This window comes from Microbacterium sp. STRO-2N, assembly GCF_057747775.1.
The window spans coordinates 170,729-192,007 of record NZ_CM173223.1 but is presented as its reverse complement, the minus strand read 5'-3'; the positions used below and the strand labels follow the sequence as shown (position 1 = coordinate 192,007).

Genomic DNA, 21,279 nt, shown 5'->3' with positions numbered 1-21,279 from the left:
GATGCATGTCCCACTTTCGTGCACGTGCGCCCCACAGTGCCGACGAGATCGGGACACGCAGGCGCGAAAGCGGGACATGCTCGCCGTGGGCGAGGGGAAGGACGACGGATGCCGGGATCAGGCGGCGTCGGCGGCCGACGGCTCGATCGCGAAGTTGTCGCGGAAGACGCACGTCGGGTCGTACTGGGCCTTGATGGCGCGCAGTCGCGCGAGCGTCGCCGGCGGGAACGCCTCGGCGATGCGCTCCGGGCGCTCGGACGAGTCGAAGCTCAGGTACATGCCGCGGACGTGGTCGGCGAGGCTCTGCCACTGCGCATCGAGGCGGTCGGGGTTGGAGCCGAGCGCCACGACCGAGAAGTTCGCCGACCGGTGGGCGTACGCCGTCGCCTCCTCCGGGACGTCGGCCACCGCCCCGCCGACCGCGCGGAGCTGGAAGAACGGGATGGCCCCGGACTGCAGCATCCGCGTCGCCGCCTCGGCGAACTCCGGCGTGACGTGCTCGATCAGCCCGGATCGCGAGTGCGGCTCGCCTGCCCCGTGCTGGGGGCCGAGGTCGGCGTTCGCCATGACCTGCGCGTACGGCACGAGCTGCACGGACTGCTGCACGAGCGGCGCGAGCTCGGCGAACGGCTGCAGGCGCGCGATGATCGTGTCGGGGTCGTCGGAGTCGACGACGCCGTACAGCTGCACGACCTGGGGCTGTCCCGGGCGAGGCCCGCCGGCCAGCAGGAACACCGTGAGGTCGCGCGGCGCGGCCTCGACGATCCGCCCGTACCCCTCCAGGAACGCCGCGACGTCGTCGACCTGGAAGGCGAGCTGCGCCCAGCCCACGTCGCCGACCTCGTCGACCTCGAACTCGAATGCCGTCACGATGCCGATGTTGGCGCCTGCTCCGCGGACCGCCCAGAACAGGTCGGGGTGGTGCTCGGCATCCGTTCGCACGATCCTGCCGTCGGCGAGCACCACCTCGGCCGCACGGAGGTGGTCGAGGGTGAGGCCGTGCTCGCGCGCGAGGAACCCGATGCCGCCCGCGGTCGCGAGACCGCCTACGCCGACCCCGCCGTAGTCGCCTGAGCTCAGAGCCCAGCCGTGCTCGCCGAGCACCGCGGCGACCTGCATCCACCGCGCGCCCGGACCGATCCTCACGAGCCGCCGGTCCTCGTCGAGCACCTCGATCGCGTTGAGCCGGCGGAGGTCGATCACGATGCCGCCGTCGTTCGTGCTGCGGCCGCTGATGCCGTGGCCGCCGCTTCGCACGGCGAGCGGCAGATCGGGATGGCGCCGCGCGAAGGCCAGCGCATCGGCCACCTGCTGCGGCGAGTCGGGCTGCAGCACGATGCCCGGCGCGCCCCCGCGCATGTAGGTGGCGCGCACATCGCCGTACTCGAAGTCGCCGGGCTCGATCGCGCGGACGCCCGCGGGCACGTCGTCGTACGCGATGCCGTCACGGCGTGCGGCGAGCGCGGCCGCCGAACGCACCGGGGCCTCGGCCGTGCCCCGCGAGCCGCGCTCGCGAGCCACGATCTCGCGCACCGCCGGCGCGACGTCCTCGCCGTACGTCTGCAGCAGGCGCGGGTCGTCGGCCGCCAGGATGAAGGTGCCGATGCCGTCGTCGATCGCGAGGCGCGCCAGACGCTCCGCGAACTCGCGCGGGTCGGCGGCGAGCTGTCCGATGTTGAGCAGCCGTCGGATCTCACGCGGGTCGCGGCCGACCGAGGCCGCCGCGTCGTCGATCGCGGCGTTGCCCTTCGCGAGGTCGCCGGGCTGCAGGTAGCCCAGCGATGGCAGCCAGCCGTCCCCCTTGCGCCCGGTGAGCGCGAGCATGCGCGGCTTGTACGCGCCGATCCAGATCGGGATGTCGTGCGCCGGCCGCGGCCCGCGCTTCGCGCCGTGCACGCGGTGGTACCGGCCGTCGGTGAAGACGCCGCGCCGCTCGTCGGTGCGCCACAGCTCGCGGATGAGGTCGATGGCCTCCTCGAGAGCCGTCACGGCCTGTCCGGGCGTGAGGCGCGTGCCGCCCAACGCCTCGATCGCATCCCAGAACCCGCCCGCGCCGAGTGCGAGGTCGAACCGGCCGCCCGAGAGCAGGTCGAGGCTCGCCGCGGCACGCGCGACCACCGCGGGCGGACGCAGCGGCACGTTGAGCACGTTGGGGGCGATGCGGATGCCGTCGGTCCGGGCTGCGACGAACGACATCAGCGTCCACGTGTCGAGGAACGCCGGCTGATACGGATGGTCCTGGAAGGTGACGAGGTCGAGGCCCGACGCCTCTGCGACCTGCGACAGCAGGACGGGCGCGTCGGGAGCGGCAGCGGATGGGGTGATGAACGCGCCGAACTCGAGCGCGTGGCCGTAATCCATATGGTCCTCCGACGACAGGAACCCGCGGCATCCGCGATTCATTCCGCCGAATAGGTACCGCGGCGGGTTACGGGATGGGGAAGAGGACGGTCGCGCCGGAGGGGACCGCCGAGGTCACGATGCGCGTGTCGAAGGTCGCGAGCATCGCGTCGTTCGATGCAGCGAGGTGCAGCAGGTACGTGTCGGTCACCTGCGAGCTGGCGAGCAGCCGCTCGGTGTGGACCGAGCTGTCGAGCAGGCTCACCGTGTCGGCCAGGAACGCATGATCGGGGCGTGCGGCCAGGCTCGCCAGGCTCGCGAGCACGACCGGGGCGGGCTGCGTGTTCGGGTACGACGGGTGACTCACCACCCGCACGACGCCGTTCTGCACGATCGGGCACGAGTGCCAGGGATCGCCGCCGCGCGACGCGAACCACCGGTGGGCCCGGTCGTGATGGACGTGCAGCGGGTCGATGAGCGCGATGACCGCGTTCACGTCGAGGAGGTGGCGCGTCACGGCGTGTCATCCCGCAGGGCGTTGACCTCGTCGAGCGTCGCCTGCCGGGCCTCCGGCGGTGCCGGGAGGAGCACGATGCCGTTGCGGGTGCCCCCGTGGCGCTGCCTTTCCGTCAGCGTCGCCCGGGCGAGCTGCGACAGCGCCTCGCCCAGAGTGAGCCCGCGCGCATCAGCGAACTGCTTGGCCGCTGCCAGAACGTCGTCGTCGATCGTCACCGTGGTGCGCATGCATCAAGCATCACGCATCACGCATCCCGGGTCAATGGGTCCTCCGGCTCATCGGGCCGTCGAGGCGACGCCCAGCCACACGACCGGGTAGCCGACCCACGCGAGCCCGCCTGGGATGCCGCCGATCACCCACAACGCGACCCGGAACGGCCCTTCGGGCACGAGGAACGCGACCCCGATCATGATCCCGCCCACGACCAGCGCCAAGAGGAGGACGAGCGCGATGGCGGCGACGCCGTCCGCCACGACGGCCCGGCGCGCCGCCGCCGAGGTGGCGACGGCCGCCCACACGAACGCCAGCAGCGTTGCCGGCACCGCGACGAGCGACTGCACGGTCAGGGTCGTCCAGCCCGCGAGCATCGCGAGGGTCGTGAGGGCGATCGCCCCGATCCCGGCGATCGTCGCGCCGGTGAGGATCCACCACGCGCCGTCGAGCCGTGCCCGCAGCGCGAGGAGGATCGTGGCCACGATCCACGGTCCTGCCGAGAGCACGGTGAGCCAGTCGTTCACCGGTCCCAGCCAGAACCACTGCCGGTTCTCATCGCCGAACGGGCGCGCGAGCACGAAGAACAGCACCAGCGCGAGTAGTGCGGCGGCGCTCATGAAGCCGGTGATACCCGCCCAGATCCGCAGCTGTTCGGTCATGTCGTCCTCCTCATTCGGGTTGGTTGCCGGCTGCGCCGCCATGGTCGAACGGCGTCACGACGCCCCGGTACACCAGATGCGTGACCATGCCGAGCGCGGCGTGGTCGAGGTCATGGCAGTGGTCCATCCAGATGCCCGGGTTGTCGGCGACCAGGGCGACCTCCCACGTCTCGCCAGGGCGCACCTCGAACGTGTCGAGCACGACGGGGCCGCCCGTCGGCACCCGCCCGTTCACCGAGAGCACCACGACGTGGTGACCGTGAGGATGCATCGGGTGCGTCTCGAATCCGCGGTTCACCACGGTGAGCCGCACACGGTCGCCTTCCCGGACCACGGTCGGCCGGATGTGCGGATGGACCTCGCCGTCGATCGTGTACGCGTACGCCGGCGCCCCCGCGACGATGCGCGGCAGTCGGTCGAGCACGATCGTGCGCTCGACGTCGAACGCCTCGAGCGCGGGGCCGCGCGGCGATCCGTACGCGAGCGGATCGAAGACCTCGTCGTACCGTGCGGCAGGCGCGTCGTCCGCGCTCGCGGCGGCGAACGTCACGGAAGCCGAATCGGATGCCCGGGCGCTGACTCCGACCGCGCCGTCAGGCATGACGAACGCGACGTCGTAGCGTCCACCCGCGGGGATGCGCAGTGCACGACCGTCTACGAGTCCGGGCTCGGAGACATCGCGCCCATCGATCGCGACCACGCGATACGGCGTCCCCGTCACGGCGACGACATGCGCGTCCTGGTCGGTGTTGATGAGCCGCACCCGCACGGTCTCCCCCGCGGCCACCGCGATCCGCTGCGGCACGTCGCTGTCCCCCAGGACCACTCGCCCGCCGAAGGTGTGGAGCGGGAGCACCATGTCGTGGTCGGCACGCTCCGCGTCGCGTGCGTGGACGACGAGGGGTCCGTACAGCCCGCGCGGGACGCCCGCCGACGAGCGCTGGTGCGTGTGGTACCAGTACGTGCCGGGCGTCGCCGCCACGAATCGGTAGGTGAACGAGTCACCGGGTCGCACCGCGTCCTGCGTGATCCCCGCGGCGCCGTCCTCGCCGTTCGGCACCTCGTAGCCGTGCCAGTGCGCAGTGACGCCCTCGGCGATGTCGCGGTTGCGCAGCGTCACCTCGACGAGGTCGCCCTCGTCCGCTTCGATGAGCGGTCCGCCGAGCTCGCCGAATGTCCACGCCGCCACGGTGCGACCGGACGGAAGGTCGATTCTCTGCTGCTGCGCCTCGACGTCGACCCGCACGTCGGCTGTCCGGTCGGCGGAGGTGCGCAGTTCCGTCACGTCGACGGATGCCTCGGCTGCGACATCGGCGTTCGTCGCGATCCCGGAAGCCGGGGCGTGTGCGTGGGCATGGGGGGTCGCACCCCCGGCCGCGCCGACCGACGCTGTCGCGGCCACCACCACCACGACCGTGCCGACCATCGCGGCCGCTGTGCCGAATGGCCGTCTCGACGAGCGGTGCACCCGCATCGCCACCACGGCGATGCTCGCTGCGGCAGCCGCGAGCACGCCCGCAGTCGCCCACGGAGGCGCCGGGAACCCGACGACGAGCTGCACGACGAGCCCCGCGATGGCGGCGATCGCGCCGGCCCACGAAGAGGCTCGCACCGAGGGCGGGGCCGCGGACCCGCTTCCGGGGTGTCGCGCCCCGCGCACCGCGGCGATGCAGAACCAGATCAGCGCCGCCGCAGCGAGCGGTGCGTACGCGATCACCTTGTCACCCACGAACCACCAGGCGCCCGCCGCCCAGCCCCCGAGTGCGACGGCGAGAGCGGCGAGCGTCAGTACGACGGCGGCAGCGGCGCGCACCCCCCAGCCGGCGGCGCGGACCCCGTCGCGCGAGGTCGCGACCACTGCCCACGCCGTCCCGGCGCCGGCGATCAGCGCCGCCCCGCCGTACTGCAGGAGGCTGCCGTTCATTCCGGCACGCCCGGATCGGCGGTACGTCCCGCCGGGAGCGGATCCGCAGCCACGGCCGCGGCATCCGTCCCCCTCGCGGTCGCCCTCGGAAACGCCAGTCGACGCGCGCGAAGGGCGACGACGACGCCCGTCCAGAGGATGAACAGCGGATTCACCGCGTGCAGGCTCACTGTGAGGATCGCCCCCACCGGCAGCATCGGCGTGTCTGGGCCCACCGAGAAGATGAGGCCGGTGACCACGAAGATCAGCGTCTGCACGACCAGCAGACCCAGCATGAGCACGGTCAGCCAGATCGTCCGCTTCCCGGCGCGGGCGAGCGCGGCCGTCGCGATGAGGAGCAGGAAGACGATGGGCGCCACGATGCGCCCCGACGTGCCGTGGTAGACGAAGCCCTCCTTCTCGGCGTGGGAGAAGACTCCCACCGCCGCCAAGTAGTACTGCACCGCCACGACCCCGATCGCCATCAGGCTGACGACGAAGAACACCTTGCGCATGTCCGACCCCCTTGCTCGTGATCGCGCCCGTTCGCGATCGAGCTCACGGTACGGACGACGTCTCTCGTCGCGACAGCAGGCAGGCCGCCCGAACGGGTGAGGCGGACCGCAGATCGGGGGTGCGGTCCGCACGGTAGACGCCGCCCGCGGTTCGCCGGAAGATTGCACCGTGGGGCGACCTGCCGTGCGGAGCCTGATCTGGGTGTCGACGGGGGTCGCGGTATCGGCCGTGACCGCCGCCCTCTTCGCCGTGCTCTACCAGCGGCCGGTGCCCTGGCTGATGCTGCTCTACCTGCTGGTCGCTCCGATCCCGTTCCTCATCGTCGGGATCGTGCTGTTCGCGAAGGGCCACCGCGCCGGCGCGTTCTTGCTGCTCGGGTCGATCCTCGGACTGGGAGTCGCGGCGCCGCTCGAGGTGCTGATCAAGGCCCGGTATGCGGCACACGGCGAAGAGGCGTGGATGCCGTGGGCGCTGGCCGGTGAAGCACTCATCGGCACGTGGGGCATGGCGTGCTTCGCCGTGGCGATCGGCCTCTTCCCGACGTGCGTCGCGAGGAGCCGTCTGCAGCGCCGTCTCGTGCGCGCTCTGTGGTTCCTACCGCTGCCGATGCTGTTCGCGCTTCTGGCGCACGAGAACGTGCTGGTCGACCGCATCGCATACGGCGAGCTGCCGCCGATGGCCAACCCCCTGCATGCCCCTGCACTGGCGTTCCTGGCTCCGGTCACCGCCTCGATGCGCGAGCTGCTGTATTCAGTCGTCGCCGTCGCCATCGTCGCACTCCTCGTCCGCTACCGGCACGAGTCGCTCGAGCACCGCGTGCAGATCCGCTGGGTACTGTTCGGCGGCGGAGCGGCCCTCGCGGTCGGACTGGTGCCGTTCCTCGTCCAGCCGATCCTCGGCGCGAGCGCACCGCAGCACGGTGACCTCGCGATCACGCTCAGTGCGTTCGCGATCCCGCTCATCCCCCTGTCGCTCCTCCTCGCGCTCGAGCCGCCGACCTGGCTCGACTCCGAAGCGGTGATGCGCAAGTCGTTCATCTACGGCGCACTCTCGCTCGGCATCCTGGCCGTCTACACCGTCGTCGTGGCGGGCCTCGGCGTCACCGCGGGTGCGGGGCTGCCGGTCGAGGTGGCGATCGCGGTCACCGCGGTGCTCGCGTTCGGGTTCCAGCCACTGCGTGAGCGGCTGCGAACGATCGCCGACCGATGGGTGTTCGGCGTGCGACCGGTCGCAGTGCTCGACTCCGACAGCCCGGACGACCCGGACGATGAGCAGGTGGCCGCGCGCCTGGCCCAACTGGTGCGCTCGGCCGTGCGCCTGCGATGGGTGGCGGTCTCGATCCCGCCGGCCGCGGAGGGGACCGCGGGCACCCCCTCGGCCGATACGGCGCTCAGGCTTCCGCTCGGGAGCGATGGCACGAGGGTGGGTGAGATCCGCTGCGGACCCAAGCTCACCGGGCGGCTCACCGATCGCGACATCCGCCTCATCGGCGCCCTCGGTCAGCAGTCGGCGCTGCTCGTCGCCAACCGGCGGCTCGCGGGACGCATCGTGCAGGTGCAGGAAGCCGAGCGGCGTCGGATCGAGCGCAACCTCCACGACGGCGCCCAACAGGAGCTCGTGTCGCTCGTCGCGAAGCTCGGCCTCGCGCGCGCCCGCGCTCGCGCCGGCAGCCTCGACGAGGGGATCCTCATCGAACTGCAGCACGAGGTGCAGGGGGTGCTGCGCGAGGTGCGCGAGCTCGCCCAGGGCATTCACCCGTCGGTGCTGACCGACGGCGGGCTGGTCGCAGCGGTCGAGGATCGATGCGATCGACTCCCCATCGACATCCGGCTGATGGTCGGGCCGGGGCTGCGAGGCGCCCGCTTCGATGACGACATCGAGGGTGCGGCCTACTTCTTCGTCGTCGAGGCGCTCACGAACGTGCTCAAGCACGCGCACGCGACCCATGCGCGAGTCGAGCTGACGTGCGACCGCTCCGAACTCTGGTTGACCGTGGCTGACGACGGCGCCGGGTTCGACCCGCGCCGGGTGCATCGGCACGGGCTCATGGGCCTCGCGGATCGTTTCACGGCCCTGGGCGGCTCGATGTCGGTGGACTCCGCGCCGGGCGCGGGCACGACCGTGCGCGCCCACCTGCCGGTCGGACCGAGGGAAGGCACCTGATGATCGAGGTCGCGATCGCCGACGATCACTTCCTGGTGCGGGAAGGCACCCGGCAACTGCTCGAGGCATCCGGCGAGGTTCGCGTGATGGCGTCGGTCGGCGACGGCGAGCAGCTGCTCGACGCCGTGTCGCGCCTGTCCCCCGATGCGGCGGTGGTCGACATCCGGATGCCGCCGCATCACCAGATGGAGGGCATCCAGGTGGCGCGCACCATCCGCGCCGAGCATCCCGGCACGGGGGTGGTGGTGCTGTCCCAGCACGCGAACTCGCTCTATGCGCTGGAGCTCTTCCGCGACGGCACCCAGGGACTGGCCTATCTGCTGAAGGATCGGATCGGCGACCTCGACGAGCTGCTCCGAGCCCTCCGGGCGGTGATCTCGGGCGGCTCCGTGATCGACCCCATGGTCGTGGAGGCGCTGCTGAACCGCCAGACCTCGGCGTCCGATCGCGCGCTCGCGCAGCTCACGCCACGCGAGCTCGAGGTGCTCGCGGCGATGTCGTCGGGAAGCTCGAATGCCTCGATAGCCCGGTCGCTGTTCCTCTCGCAATCCGCCGTGGAGAAGCACATCAACGCGATCTTCGCGAAGCTCGGCCTCTCGGGCGCGGATGCCGAGACCCACCGCCGGGTGGCGGCGGTGCTGGCGTTCCTGGGCAGCGGCGACGCCGACGGCGGGACAGCGACCGGTTGACGACGCGGCTCAGCCGGCGCGCCAGCACTCCTCGACGTGATCGTCGACCATGCCGGTCGACTGCATCAGCGCGTACATCGTGGTGGACCCGACGAAACGGAAGCCGCGCGCACGCAGGGCCTTGCTCATCGCGTCGGACTCGGCGGTCGTGGCCGGGACCTCCGCCAGCGAGCGCGGCCGGCGGCGGGAATCGGGGGCGAACGACCACATCAGCTCGTCGAGCTCCCCCGGCGCCATCTCGACGACCAGGCGGGCGTTGCCGATCGTCGCCAGGATCTTGGCGCGGTTGCGGATGATCCCGGCATCCGTCATCAGTCGCTCGACGTCGGCCTCGCCGAACTGCGCGACCGCATCGGGATCGAAGCCCGCGAACACCTCCCGGAATCGCGGACGCTTGCGCAGGATCGTGATCCACGACAGCCCTGCCTGGAACCCCTCGAGGCTCATCTTCTCGAACAGCGCCCGGTCGCCGCGGAGGGGCGTGCCCCACTCCTCGTCGTGATAGCGCCGGTACTCGGGGTCGTCGCCGACCCACGCGCAGCGCGCGACCTCGTCGGGACCGATGCGGACGTCCGTGCTCACCGCGCCAGCCTAGGGGCGCCCACCGACGCCGCGTCGTTCAGCGTTCCGTCACCGCCTCGGTACCCGGACGTCCCGCGCGTCGCTTACCTTGGAATGTCGGGCCTGCTATGGCCCGCGCAGCTGGGAGGACCTCCGTGAAGATCGTCGCCTCGTCCGATTGGCGCGATGCCATCCCCTTCGACACGCTCGTGCTCGTCGCCGACGTCGTGCCCGGCGACCCGACGCGCTGCTTCACGTGCGGCGCCGACTCCGAGCCGCACCCGCGCACCGAGCTGTGGGCCTACAAGCACCGCCACCCCAAGAACCACGACGGCTACGTGCGCTTCTACTGCGCCGAGCACCGGCCGGTCATCCAGCGTCCGGCCGCGACATCCGTCGCCCCGCCGCGTGGCGGCGCGCGTGCGTCGCGCCCGGCCGTTGAGCGCCGGCCGGCGAAACCCACGATCCCGGAACGTCAGCGCGCGATGTGCCCGAACTGCTTCGTCGAGGTCTCGGCCACGGGCGAGTGCGGCATATGCGGCTGGTCGGGCGACTGACCTCGTTCGAACCGCTGCACACGCTCCGCGCGAAGAGGTAAGGGGACCGCGTCCCCAGAACGCGGCCCCCTGCGAAGGCCCTCCCACCGCGCGCGAAGCCCGATGGCGCGGCTGTCGGGAGGTGCCTTCACAGGGGATGTGTCCGCTGCGACGCGCATCCTGACAGGCCGCCCCGATTCGTTACCTTTTCGTGATCAGGCGCTCTGCTTCTTCTTCAGCGACTTCTCCGACACGGGCGCGTCGCCCGACGCCGCGAGCTCGCGGTAGTACTCGCGGGCCTCGTCCTGACGCGCGCGCTCGGCGCCCGACGCGATGGGTGCGCGAACATGCTCGGGCTCGAACCCGTAGGCGTCGACGAGATCCTGGGCGTGCGGACGCAGCCGCGCGCACAGCCGGTCGATGTAGCGCGAGACGGCTGCCGCGCGCTGGGTCGAGAGCCGCCCGTTGATGAGGTACCACGCGAGGTGCTTCTCGATGAGGCGCAGCCCGAACAGGTCGCGCAGCCACGTCAGCACGCGACGGGTGCCCTCGTCGGCGATGTGGTTCACGCCGTCGGTGAACGCCTCCCACTGCAGGAGCTCGCCGTGGGCGCGGGCGGCCTCGATGAGCTCGGCCTGGTGGCTGTTGAACAGGGCCGCCGCCTCGGCCGGAGACAGCTTCGAGGCGGGACGCAGGGCGGCCGCGACATCCGCCACCATCTGCTGCACGCGGCCGGCGAGCAGCTCGTGCTGCTGCTCCTCGCGCAGGCCGAGCTCGACGGAGCGCGCGGTCGAGCCGAGGTCGGCGACGGCCTGCCCGAGCTGGCGCAGACCCGCGCCATGGAAGACCTTGCCCGCTGCCTGCAGCGCGGCGAAGCGGGCGAGGGTCGCGGCATCCGCCCCCTTGAACTGCTTGGCGTAGTCAGACAGCAGCCGCTTGCCGACGAGCTGCAGCAGCACGTTGTTGTCGCCCTCGAACGTGACGTAGACGTCGAGGTCCTGGTGGAGCCCGACCATGCGGTTCTCGGCGAGGAAGCCCGATCCGCCGCACGCCTCCCGCGCCTCCTGGATCGTCGCGAGCGCGTTCCAGGTGCTGAGGGGCTTGAGGGCGGCCGCGAGCGTCTCGAGGTCCTCGCGCTCGTCGGGAGTGTCGGCGCGGCCGGAGAACACCCCGTCGAACTTCTTCAGCAGCTCGTCGTGACTGAAGAACTGGGCGTAGTTCTGCGCGAGGAGGGGCAGGAGGCGCCGCTGGTGCTTGCCGTAGTCGAGGAGGACGACCTCGTCGGTGCCGGCACCCGAGTCGAACTGGCGGCGCTGGTTCGCATAGGTCAGCGCGATGTAGAGCGCGAGAGCCGTGCCCGTGGTCGATGCGCCGTCGAGCGACACCCGACCCTGCACGAGCGCGCCGAGCATCGTGAAGAAGCGGCGGCCCGGGCTCGCGATGTCGGACGAGTACGTGCCATCGGGGGCGACGTCGCCGTAGCGGTTGAGCAGGTTCTCGCGCGGGACGCGCACGTGGTCGAAGGCGAGGCGGCCGTTGTCGATGCCGTTGAGGCCGCCCTTGACACCGTCGTCCTCGCTCGTGACGCCGGGGAGCATCCGGCCCTCGTCGTCGCGGATCGGCACGAAGAAGCAGTGGACCCCGTAGTTCACGCCGCCGGTGATGAGCTGCGCGAACACCGTCGCCGCCTTGCCGTGGAGCGCCGCGTTGCCGAGGTAGTCCTTGTACGCGCCGCGGAACGGCGTGTGGATCACGAACTCCTCGGCGTCAGGGTCGTAGGTGGCCGTCGTGCCGATGGCCGCGACATCCGAGCCGTGCCCGGTCTCGGTCATCGCGAACGCGCCCGGAAGGCTCATGTCGATGACGCTCGGCAGCCACCTGTCGTGGTGCTTCTTCGTGCCGAGCTGGTAGATCGCCGAGCCGAACAGGCCCCACTGCACACCCGACTTGATCTGCAGGCTCGGGTCGGCGAGCACGATCTCCTCGAACCCGGCGATGTTCGCGCCGTTGTCGCCCAGGCCGCCGTACTCCTCGGGGAACGCGCGGCTCGCCCCGCCGTGCTCGACGAGCAGGTGCAGCTGGGTCAGCACGCGCTCGCGGTGCTCGGGCATGGGCTGCCCCTCGATGCGCCAGAACGCGGGGTCTTTGATCATCTCGCGCGCGGTGCGCCGGGTCTCGGCCCACGTGCCGAGCAGCAGGTCAGTGACAGCGGCGACATCGATGCGGGGCTCGGATGCCTCCGCCGCGGTGTGCGGAGCAGTCGGGGCGCCCCCGGCGGGCGTGCGCTTGTTTACGGCGGGCTTCTTCGTGCGGACGGCGTCGGCCATGTGCATCACCTCTCGGATGGACAAGGAAGTTCACTCCGACCGTAGGACTCCCACAACCGCGGGGCAAAGCGACTGGCGACATTCGACAAGTCGGGGTCGGGACGAGTGCCAGGCGCGTTGTGCGGCGCGCACAGGGGAGCCCTGCGGACACACCGCCCACGAGCCACTGTCGGCGGCACGGCCGACAATGGACGCCATGACCGGCGGAACGGTGACCCTGGCCCCCTGGAGTGCGGACGATCTGCCGCTCCTGCAGCGGGCGAACACCGCCGAGATGACGGCGCACCTCGGCGGACCCGAATCCCCGGCAGAGCTCCGCGAGCGCCAGCAGCGCTACCTGCGGCTCATGCGGAGCGGCGAAGCCTCGATGTACCGGATCGAGGTCGACGACGCACCGGTCGGCGGCATCGGGTACTGGGAGATCGAGCACGACGGCGCGCCGGCGTGGGAGACGGGGTGGAACGTCTTCCCGGAGTGGCAGGGACGAGGCATCGCACGCGAGGCGCTCCGGCACATCGTGCGCGAGGTCGCCGCGCGAGACGAGCGGCACCTGCTCGTGGCCTATCCCGGGGTCGACAATGCGGCGTCCAATGCGTTGTGCAGGCGCGCGGGGTTCGACCACGTCGGGTCGGGAACGATCCCGTGGCGCGGATCCAGGCTCCGGTTCAACACGTGGATGCTCGACATGTCGCCGCTCGATCTGACGGACCGGCATCCCGACGTCGACGAGACCTTCACGAGCCCGTCGCTCGATGAGACGCGCTGGTGGCCCTTCTACACGCCGCACTGGTCGTCGCGGGATGCCGCGGCCGCCCGGCACCGGATAGGCGCGGGCGGCGGTCTCGAGCTCTCCATCGAGCCCGGGACGGCACCGTGGGCGCCGGAGCTCGACGGCGACCTGCGCGTCTCGCACCTGCAGACCGGGCAGTACTCGGGCCCGCTCGGCAGCGGCATCGGGCAGCACCGGTTCCGCACCGGTCTGGTGGTGCGCGAAGAGCAGCCCGAGCGGCGCCTATGGCTCGTGCATCACGGCGCCATCGAGGTCCGCCTCGCCGCGGTACGGCATCCCGACGTGATGGTCGCCTTCTGGCCCATCGGCTTCGAGGACCGCCCCGAGGACTGCGGAGAACTGTGCATCGCCGAGATCTTCGGCCGCGACCTCGACGACGCGGGCGGCTGGGTCGGCGTGGGGGTGAAGCCGCAGAACGATCCCCGGCTGCAGGAGGACTTCGAGAAGATCCGCGTGGAGGGAGATCTCACCGACTTCCACGACTACGCCGTCGAATGGACGCGCGACCGAGTGCGCTTCTTCATCGACGGGCGATGGGTGAAGACGGTCGCGCAGTCGCTCGACTACCCGGTGCAGCTCATGCTCGACGTGTACGAGTTCCCACGCGACGACGGTGCGCGCGACACCGCCGGGCTCCCCCACACGCTGCGCGTGCAGCGCGTGCGCTCCTTCCCTCCTGCGTGATCGAGCGCGAGGCCGCGGCATCGCGCCACGACGTCATGGCATGCTGACCGGTCTCAGAAGAGGCCGACGATGCGGCCGTCCGCGTCGACGTCGATCGTGTTGGCCGCGGGCACCGCAGGCAGCCCCGGCATCGTCATGATGTCGCCGCACACCATCACGACGAACCGCGCGCCGGCGGCGAGACGGACCGCGCGGATGTCGACCACGTGGCCTGTGGGCGCCCCGCGCAGCCTCGGATCGGTCGAGAACGAGTACTGCGTCTTGGCGACGCACACCGGGTACGCGCCGTAGCCCTCGTCCTGCAGGCGCCGGATCTGCGCGCGCACCGCCGTCGACGCCGTCACCTCGGACGCCCCGTAGATGCGGGTCGCGATCGCGGTCATCTTCTGCCACAGCGTCGCGTCGTCGGGGTATGTGAAGCGCAGGGAAGAGGCGGCGGATGCCTGGCCGGCCGCTGGCCGCGCGCACAGGCGCACCACCGCGCGGGCGAGATCCTCGGCACCGGCGCCGCCTTCGGCGAAGTGCCGCGCGACCACCGCCTCGGCCCCGGCCGCCTCGGCCACCGCGACGAGCGCCGCGGTCTCGGCATCCGTGTCCTCGTCGCGATGGTTGATCGCGACGACCGCCGGAATGCCGAACGTCTCGCGCACCGTCTCGAGGTGGCGGCGCAGATTCGCGGCGCCGCGCTCGAGCGCGGCCACGTCCTCCCGCGCGAGGCCCTGCACCTCCACGCCGCCGTGGTACTTCAGCGCCCGCACGGTCGCGACGATGACGGCCGCGTCGGGGCGGAGGCCGGTGGACCGGCACAGGATGTCGACGAACTTCTCGGCTCCGAGGTCGGCCCCGAACCCCGCTTCGGTGACGACGTAGTCCGCGAGGCGGAGCGCGGCATCCGTCGCGATGAAAGAGTTGCACCCGTGCGCGATGTTCGCGAACGGGCCGCCGTGGACGAACGCGGGCGTGTGCTCGAGCGTCTGCACGAGGTTAGGGGCGAGGGCGTCGCGGAGGATCGCGGCCATCGCGCCGTGGGCGTGGAGGTCGCGCGACCGCACCGGCGCGCGATCGCGGGTGTAGCCGACGACGATGTCGCCGAGCCGCTCCCTGAGGTCGGCGAGGTCGGTCGCGAGACAGAAGATCGCCATCACCTCGGACGCCACCACGATGTCGAAGCCGCTCTCACGCGGATACCCGTTCGACGGCCCGCCGAGTCCCACCACCGTGTCGCGCAGGGCGCGGTCGTTGACGTCGAGCACGCGGCGCCACGTCACGCGGCGCACGTCGATGTCGAGCTCGTTGCCGTGATGGATGTGGTTGTCGATCAGCGCCGCGAGGAGGTTGGTGGCCACCGCGATCGCGGGGAAGTCGCCGGTGAAGTGGAGGTTGATGTCCTCCATCGGCACGACCTGCGCGTAGCCGCCCCCGGCAGCGCCGCCCTTCATGCCGAACACCGGGCCCAGCGCCGGCTCGCGCAAGCAGATCATCGCGCGTTCGCCGATCCGGGTGAGAGCATCGCCGAGCCCGACGGTCGTCGTGGTCTTGCCCTCGCCCGCGGGAGTCGGCGAGACGGCCGTCATGAGCACGAGCCTGCCGCGCGGGCGGTCGCGCAGCGTGCGCAGATGCTGCAGCGAGACCTTGGCCTTGTGACGCCCGTACGGTTCGAGTGCGTCATCGGGGATGCCGAGACCCGCTGCGATCCGGGTGATCGGCCACAGTTCGGCCCGCTGTGCGATCTCGATGTTGCTCGCGGTCACGCTCACTCCCCGCCGCGGGCTCCGTCGCCCGCACGGGTCAGCCTAGGGACCGACGGCCTCGCGCTGCGGAAACCTGCTCGCGCGCCCGCATTCTTCGATCGCGCGAGCACGGTTCGGCCGCGCGACCATACCGGGAGACGGATGACGCCGGGCCGCGTCATGAAACGCCCCGATCCGCGTCTTGATGTGTGAGAGCGCGTCGCCGACCCGAACGGCGACACGATCGTCCTCGTCCCGCGCGCGGCACCGTCGTGTGCGGGACGAGGCCTCGGGCGCGGCACGGCACACTCCCCGGCCGGCCTCGCCCGTGGCCCGGCGCGCGCCTGGGGCTGCGTGGCCGGGCGTTCTCGAGAGTGCCGGGACGGATGAGGGTCCGCCACGGATGATCCCGAGAAGACGGATGCCTCGGCCCGCACCGGGTCGAGGCATCCGTTGCCCGTCCTTCGACAGGCGAAGAGTCAGGCTCCGCGCAGGCGTTCGGCGAGGTACGCCTTGAGACCCTCGAGCGGCACGCGCTCCTGGCCCATGGTGTCGCGGTCGCGCACCGTGACGGCGCGGTCGTCGAGCGAGTCGAAGTCGACGGTGACGCAGAACGGCGTGCCGATCTCGTCCTGGCGACGGTAGCGGCGGCCGATGGCGCCGGCGTCGTCGAAGTCGATGTTCCACTCGCCGCGGAGGTCTTCTGCCACCTCGCGCGCGATGGGAGAGAGCTGCTCGTTGCGCGACAGCGGCAGGATCGCGGCCTTCACCGGCGCCAGGCGCGGGTCGAGCTTGAGCACCGTGCGGGTGTCGGTGCCGCCCTTCGCGTTCGGCGCCTCCTCCTCGTGGTACGCGTCGACGAGGAACGCCATCATGCTGCGCGTGAGGCCGAACGACGGCTCGATGACGTACGGGATGTACTTCTCACCCGAGGCCTGGTCGAAGTACGACAGCGACTGACCCGACGCCTCGGTGTGGCTCCCGAGGTCGTAGTCGGTGCGGTTGGCGATGCCCATGAGCTCGCCCCACTCCTTGCCCGGGAACCCGAACCGGTACTCCACGTCGATGGTGCCGGCGGAGTAGTGGGCGCGCTCGTCCTCGGGGACGTCGAAGCGGCGCATGTTGCGCGGGTCGATGCCGAGGTCGACGAACCAGTTCCAGCACTCCTCCACCCAGTGCTCGAACCACTGCTGCGCCTCCGCCGGCGGCGTGAAGAACTCGATCTCCATCTGCTCGAACTCGCGCGTGCGGAAGATGAAGTTGCCGGGCGTGATCTCGTTGCGGAACGCCTTGCCCACCTGCCCGATGCCGAACGGCGGCTTCTTGCGGCTCGCGGTGAGCACGTTCGAGAAGTTCACGAAGATGCCCTGCGCGGTCTCGGGGCGCAGGTAGTACAGGCCCGACTCGTCGTCGACGACGCCGAGGTAGGTCTTCACGAGGCCTGAGAACGCCTTCGGCTCGGTGTACTGGCCCTTGGTGCCGCAGTTGGGGCAGGGCACGTCGGCGAGGCCGTTCTCGGCCTTGCGGCCCTTGCGGGCCTCGAAGTCCTCGACGAGGGTGTCGGCGCGGAACCGCTTGTGGCACTGCAGGCACTCGACCAGCGGGTCGGTGAAGGTCGCGACGTGACCGGATGCCTCCCACACGCGCTTGGGCAGGATCACCGACGAGTCGAGGCCGACCATGTCGCCGCGGCCGCGCACGAACGTCTGCCACCACTGACGCCGGATGTTCTCCTTGAGCTCGGTGCCGAGAGGACCGTAGTCCCATGCCGACCGGGATCCGCCGTAGATCTCACCCGCCTGGAACACGAACCCGCGGTGACGGGCGAGGGCGATGACTTTGTCGAGGCGGGACTGTTCGGCCACGGTGGCTCCAATGGTCGGGGAGAGGGTCGCACGAGAGTGCAGGATGATCTCGATGTGCTCGCAGAGCGGGCACTGATCCGGCGGCCGCATTCGCGGCATCCGTCGATTCTATCGGCGTCCGGTCGACCGTCCGGGCGCGGGTGAAACCGCTCACGCGCCGCTCGCGCGAGCGATCACGCCTCGCGGAGGGCTTCGCGCCCGACCTCTTCGACGGAGGCGTGCCCTGACAGGCCGAGCGTGATGTCGAGCTCGGCGAGCACGTTGCGCACGACCTCCCGCACGCCCTGCTCGCCGGCGATCGCGAGGCCGTACGCGTAGGGCCGGCCGAGCGCGACCGCGGTCGCACCGAGCGCGAGGGCGATGAAGACATCCGAGCCCTGCCGCACGCCGGAGTCGAAGACGATCGGCGCCCGACCCGCGACCCGGTCGGCGATCGTGGGCAGCACCTCGAGCGTCGGCACCGACTGGTCGATCTGGCGTCCGCCATGGTTCGAGATCCAGATGCCGTCCATGCCGGCGTCGAGAGCACGGACGGCGTCGTCGGGATGCACGATCCCCTTCAGCAGGATGGGCAGCGTCGTCCACTGCCTGGCCTTCGCGAGGTCGTCCCACGTGAGCGCGGGGGTCGAGAACACGTCGAGGAAGGTCTCGACCGCCGCGCGCGGCAGCGGCGAGCGCAGGTTGCCGCGGACGCTGCGCGAGCCCGTGAGCGCCGCACCCTTGCGGGCGATCGAGACGCCCGCGCGGATCGCCCGGGGCGTGACACGGACGGCGGGGGCGGCATCCGACCCCCTCCTCACCCGCTCGCGCACGAGCTGCTGGAAGATCGGATCGCTCGTGTACTGCGCGATGCCGAGCCCGCGCGTGAACGGCAGATAGGCCAGGTCGAGATCGCGCGTGCGCCAGCCGAGCAGGTGCGTGTCGAGCGTCACGACGATCGCTTCGCATCCGGATGCCTCGGCACGGCGCAGCAGTGACGCGTTGAGCTCGTCGGACGCCGACCAGTACAGCTGGAGCATCCGCGGCGCGGCGGGCGCGGCATCCGCGATCGCCTCCATCGTCACGGATGCCTGGTTCGAGAGCGCGTACGGGACGCCGACGGATGCCGCGGCTCGCGCCACCGCCACGTCGGCGTCCGCGTGGGCCAGTTCCATGACCCCGAGCGGCGCGAGCACGAGTGGGGTCGGACGGCGCGCACCGAGGAAGTCGATCGAGAGGTCGCGGCTCGACACGTCGTGCAGCGGCCGGGGCCACACCTGCCAGCGGCCGAAGGCGACGCGGTTCGCCGCGACCGTGCGCTCGGAGCCTGCGCCCCCGGCGATGTAGGCGAACGCCTCCGCGCTCAGCGCCTTCCGCGCCGTCGCCTCGAGCACGTCGGCGTCGACGGGGACCCGGGGGCGCGTTCCGCTGATGCCGGCGCGGTAGATCTCGGACTGCGTCCGGCGCGAGATGCCGCGCGAAGCGGCGGCCGGGTCTTCGGGAGCGGCGCTGCGTTGGGCCATGGCGCCAGCCTACGACCAGGGTTCTGTCCCCATCTGGGGGATACCGGCCGGTTGCAGCCTGGGTCTGCGTTGCGAATGGGCGACGCATCTGCGGATTCCGGATGGCCGACCACGCTCGTCTTCGGGCTCAGCCGCCGTAGCCGCACCAGTCCACGACCCACGAGAGGATCCGGCCGCGCAGCTCGTCCCCCACGAAGACGTCGATGTCTCCGCGCTCGCCGTCGACGTCGACGTGCACGGCGAAGATCGTGCCGCGCTTGTCCTCCTGCACGGCGTGCGGGTCGCACCGGAACGGCACGAGCGGAACCTCGACCACCACGGGACCATCGCTCCCCGGCTCGATCACCACGTCGAGCGGAAACGCCCCGTCCGCCGTCGCGCCCGCGAAATCGATGAGATTGGTCCGCTGCACCCCCACGATGGTCGCGGCGCCCGAGCCGGTCGGCGTGATCGTCAGCTCGAGCGCGGCCGGAGCACCGGGTGCCGACGCCCGGAAGCCGGTGAAGGCGACGGACGCGGCATCCGCGAGCCGTTCCCTGCGACACTCCCGCTCGTGAAGCGGCGCGACGAAGCCCAGCGGTTCGGACGCGGATGCCGTCACCTCGGCGGTGCCGTCCTCACCGACCAGCTCGAGCACGACCTCGGGCACAGCGTCCTCCGGTGCCCCGCAGTCGACGGCGGGCAGCTGCACGCGCACGTCGACGCTGCGTCCCGCCGGGACGGTGCTCGTGCGTCCCGCGACGACGCGCATCGCGGGGCCCTCGAACCGCGGATCCTCGACGCGCACGTCGCCGATCGTGATCGGGGCGTCCGAGTCGTTCGTCACATGGACCTGCGCCTGGCGCGGTGCGACGTCGGCACGGAGCTGGACGAACTCGACCGTCACGCCGGGCGGCAGTGTCTGCTCGGCGTCCGGCTCGCCGCCGCCGGCCCCGCACCCTGCCAATGCGAGCACCGCCACGGCGACGGGCAAGCCCACGCCCCGGCGTGCGGTTCTCCGGAACGACGGGGCCTCACTCGCCTCGCGCGCGGCGGGTCGCAGCGTCCCTTCCCCGTTTCTCAGGAGAACGGTACGCGCAGCCGACACGACCGACCCCGCCCGCTACCGCGTGAGCGTCTCGCGCGCGACGGTGAAGTCGTCGAGCGCGACGGGGTCGATCTCGATGCCGAGGCCGTGGCCGATCGGCACCCGGACATGGCCGTCCTCGAGCACGACGGGCTCGGTGACGATGTCGCGCGCGTAGAAGCGGCTCGACGCCGAGACGTCGCCGGGCAGCGTGAACCCGGGGAGCGCCGCGAGAGCCGCGTTCGCCGCGCGACCGATCCCGGTCTCGAGCATGCCGCCGCACCACACCGGCACGCCGGCGTCCAGGCAGCGGTCGTGGATCCGCACCGCCTCGAGGTACCCGCCGACGCGTCCGGCCTTGATGTTGACGACGGATGCCGAGCCCAGCGCAAGCGCGTCGGCCGCGGCCTTGTCGGACACGATCGACTCGTCGAGGCACACCGGTGTCTTCAGGCGCCGGGCGAGCGCCGCGTGATCGACCAGATCGTCCTCCTGCAGCGGCTGCTCGATCAGCAGGAGGTCGAAGCGGTCGAGCTCGGCCAGGGTGTCGGCATCCGTCATCGTGTAGGCGGAGTTCGCGTCCACCTGGAGCGGGATCGTGCCGAACGCATCGCGCACGGCGGCGGTGTCGGCGACGTCCCGTCCCGGCTTGATCTTGATCTTGATACGCACGTACCCCTCGTCGAGGTAGCCGTGCACGGTGTCGACGAGCGCGGCAGGATCGCGCTGGATGCCGACCGATACGCCGCTCGGCACGCGGTCGCGCACCGCACCGGCGTACTCGGCGAACGAGCGCCCCTCGGCGCGCAGCGCCGCGTCGAGCACTGCGAGCTCGAGGCCGGCCTTCGCCATGCGGTGTCCCTTGAACGGCTCGAGCACGTCCGCCACGTCGTGCGGAGCCACGTGCCGCCGGTCGAGCAGGGCGGGCACGAAGAAGCGCAGCGCGACATCCCACGCCCCCTGCGTGTACTCGCTCGAGTACAGCGGACCGGCCTGCGTGACGATCTCGCCCCAGCCGTCGCCGTCCGCCGTCAGAGCGCGCACCACGATGACCTCGCGCACCGTCTCGGTGCCGAACGACGTGGTGAACGGGGCGACGAGCGGCAGGTGCAGCACGCGCAGCTCGAATCCTTCGAGGGCGACGGATGCCGCGGGCCGGGCGATGGGCATGCGCTCAGCGTACGCCCGGCCCGCGGCCGACTCCGAGCCCACAGGGCA

General features: G+C 71.4%; 17 protein-coding genes. 4 read left to right on the top strand and 13 right to left on the bottom strand.

The window, feature by feature from the left end:
• Positions 1-117 precede the first annotated feature (117 nt).
• The 6 genes from AC3ANN_RS00840 to AC3ANN_RS00815 form a co-directional block, all read right to left on the bottom strand.
• Complete coding sequence (locus tag AC3ANN_RS00840) at positions 118-2,361, bottom strand: LLM class flavin-dependent oxidoreductase (RefSeq protein ID WP_488339121.1); 2,244 nt, start codon at positions 2,359-2,361, stop codon at positions 118-120.
• A gap of 67 nt (positions 2,362-2,428) precedes the next feature.
• The gene (locus AC3ANN_RS00835) at positions 2,429-2,857 is read right to left on the bottom strand and encodes a TA system VapC family ribonuclease toxin (RefSeq protein WP_488339120.1); all 429 of its coding nucleotides are present in this window, start codon (positions 2,855-2,857) and stop codon (positions 2,429-2,431) included.
• A complete protein-coding gene (locus tag AC3ANN_RS00830; RefSeq protein WP_488339119.1) occupies positions 2,854-3,084 on the bottom strand; it encodes a hypothetical protein in 231 nt (76 codons plus the stop codon). The genes AC3ANN_RS00835 and AC3ANN_RS00830 overlap by 4 nt, the downstream gene beginning before the upstream one ends.
• Positions 3,085-3,132: 48 nt before the next feature.
• A complete protein-coding gene (locus AC3ANN_RS00825) occupies positions 3,133-3,729 on the bottom strand; it encodes a hypothetical protein (protein WP_488339118.1) in 597 nt (198 codons plus the stop codon).
• Positions 3,730-3,739: 10 nt separating this feature from the next.
• On the bottom strand, positions 3,740-5,653 hold the full coding sequence (locus AC3ANN_RS00820) for a multicopper oxidase family protein (RefSeq protein WP_488339117.1): 1,914 nt from the start codon (positions 5,651-5,653) through the stop codon (positions 3,740-3,742).
• Positions 5,650-6,147 carry a DUF6220 domain-containing protein gene (locus AC3ANN_RS00815; RefSeq protein ID WP_488339116.1) on the bottom strand — a complete coding sequence of 166 codons (498 nt, stop codon included), beginning with the start codon at positions 6,145-6,147 and terminating at the stop codon, positions 5,650-5,652. Before AC3ANN_RS00815 ends, AC3ANN_RS00820 begins: the two co-directional genes overlap by 4 nt.
• A 169-nt stretch (positions 6,148-6,316) precedes the next feature.
• Here AC3ANN_RS00815 and AC3ANN_RS00810 point away from each other — a divergent pair, with 169 nt between their 5' ends.
• Both AC3ANN_RS00810 and AC3ANN_RS00805 read left to right on the top strand, forming a co-directional pair.
• Positions 6,317-8,311: a sensor histidine kinase gene (locus AC3ANN_RS00810; RefSeq protein ID WP_488339115.1), complete on the top strand. Its 1,995-nt coding sequence runs from the start codon at positions 6,317-6,319 to the stop codon at positions 8,309-8,311.
• Positions 8,311-9,000, top strand: coding sequence for a response regulator (locus AC3ANN_RS00805; RefSeq protein ID WP_488339114.1), 690 nt, complete (start codon positions 8,311-8,313; stop codon positions 8,998-9,000). Before AC3ANN_RS00810 ends, AC3ANN_RS00805 begins: the two co-directional genes overlap by 1 nt.
• Positions 9,001-9,009: 9 nt before the next feature.
• On the opposite strand, the gene AC3ANN_RS00800 is transcribed toward AC3ANN_RS00805, so the two are convergent.
• Positions 9,010-9,582, bottom strand: a complete 573-nt coding sequence (locus AC3ANN_RS00800) for a DNA-3-methyladenine glycosylase I (protein WP_488339113.1) — start codon at positions 9,580-9,582, stop codon at positions 9,010-9,012.
• Between the two features lie 134 nt (positions 9,583-9,716).
• Here AC3ANN_RS00800 and AC3ANN_RS00795 point away from each other — a divergent pair, with 134 nt between their 5' ends.
• Positions 9,717-10,118, top strand: a complete 402-nt coding sequence (locus tag AC3ANN_RS00795) for a glucose-6-phosphate dehydrogenase (RefSeq protein ID WP_488339112.1) — start codon at positions 9,717-9,719, stop codon at positions 10,116-10,118.
• Between the two features lie 194 nt (positions 10,119-10,312).
• On the opposite strand, the gene AC3ANN_RS00790 is transcribed toward AC3ANN_RS00795, so the two are convergent.
• Positions 10,313-12,424, bottom strand: coding sequence for an acyl-CoA dehydrogenase family protein (locus tag AC3ANN_RS00790; RefSeq protein ID WP_488339111.1), 2,112 nt, complete (start codon positions 12,422-12,424; stop codon positions 10,313-10,315).
• A 196-nt stretch (positions 12,425-12,620) separates the two neighbouring features.
• On the opposite strand from AC3ANN_RS00790, the gene AC3ANN_RS00785 reads away from it, so the two are divergent.
• Positions 12,621-13,898, top strand: coding sequence for a GNAT family N-acetyltransferase (locus AC3ANN_RS00785; protein WP_488339110.1), 1,278 nt, complete (start codon positions 12,621-12,623; stop codon positions 13,896-13,898).
• A gap of 53 nt (positions 13,899-13,951) precedes the next feature.
• Here AC3ANN_RS00785 and AC3ANN_RS00780 read toward each other — a convergent pair whose 3' ends face one another.
• The 5 genes from AC3ANN_RS00780 to menC form a co-directional block, all read right to left on the bottom strand.
• Complete coding sequence (locus AC3ANN_RS00780) at positions 13,952-15,649, bottom strand: formate--tetrahydrofolate ligase (protein ID WP_488339109.1); 1,698 nt, start codon at positions 15,647-15,649, stop codon at positions 13,952-13,954.
• Positions 15,650-16,107: 458 nt separating this feature from the next.
• Positions 16,108-17,493 carry a glycine--tRNA ligase gene (locus AC3ANN_RS00775; protein WP_488340883.1) on the bottom strand — a complete coding sequence of 462 codons (1,386 nt, stop codon included), beginning with the start codon at positions 17,491-17,493 and terminating at the stop codon, positions 16,108-16,110.
• Positions 17,494-17,666: 173 nt separating this feature from the next.
• A complete protein-coding gene (locus AC3ANN_RS00770; protein WP_488339108.1) occupies positions 17,667-18,995 on the bottom strand; it encodes an alpha-hydroxy-acid oxidizing protein in 1,329 nt (442 codons plus the stop codon).
• A 127-nt stretch (positions 18,996-19,122) separates the two neighbouring features.
• The gene (locus AC3ANN_RS00765) at positions 19,123-19,974 is read right to left on the bottom strand and encodes a hypothetical protein (protein ID WP_488339107.1); all 852 of its coding nucleotides are present in this window, start codon (positions 19,972-19,974) and stop codon (positions 19,123-19,125) included.
• 123 nt (positions 19,975-20,097) lie between these two features.
• Entirely contained in the window at positions 20,098-21,231 is a 1,134-nt protein-coding gene (gene menC / locus AC3ANN_RS00760; protein ID WP_488339106.1) for an o-succinylbenzoate synthase, read from the bottom strand.
• Positions 21,232-21,279 lie beyond the last annotated feature (48 nt).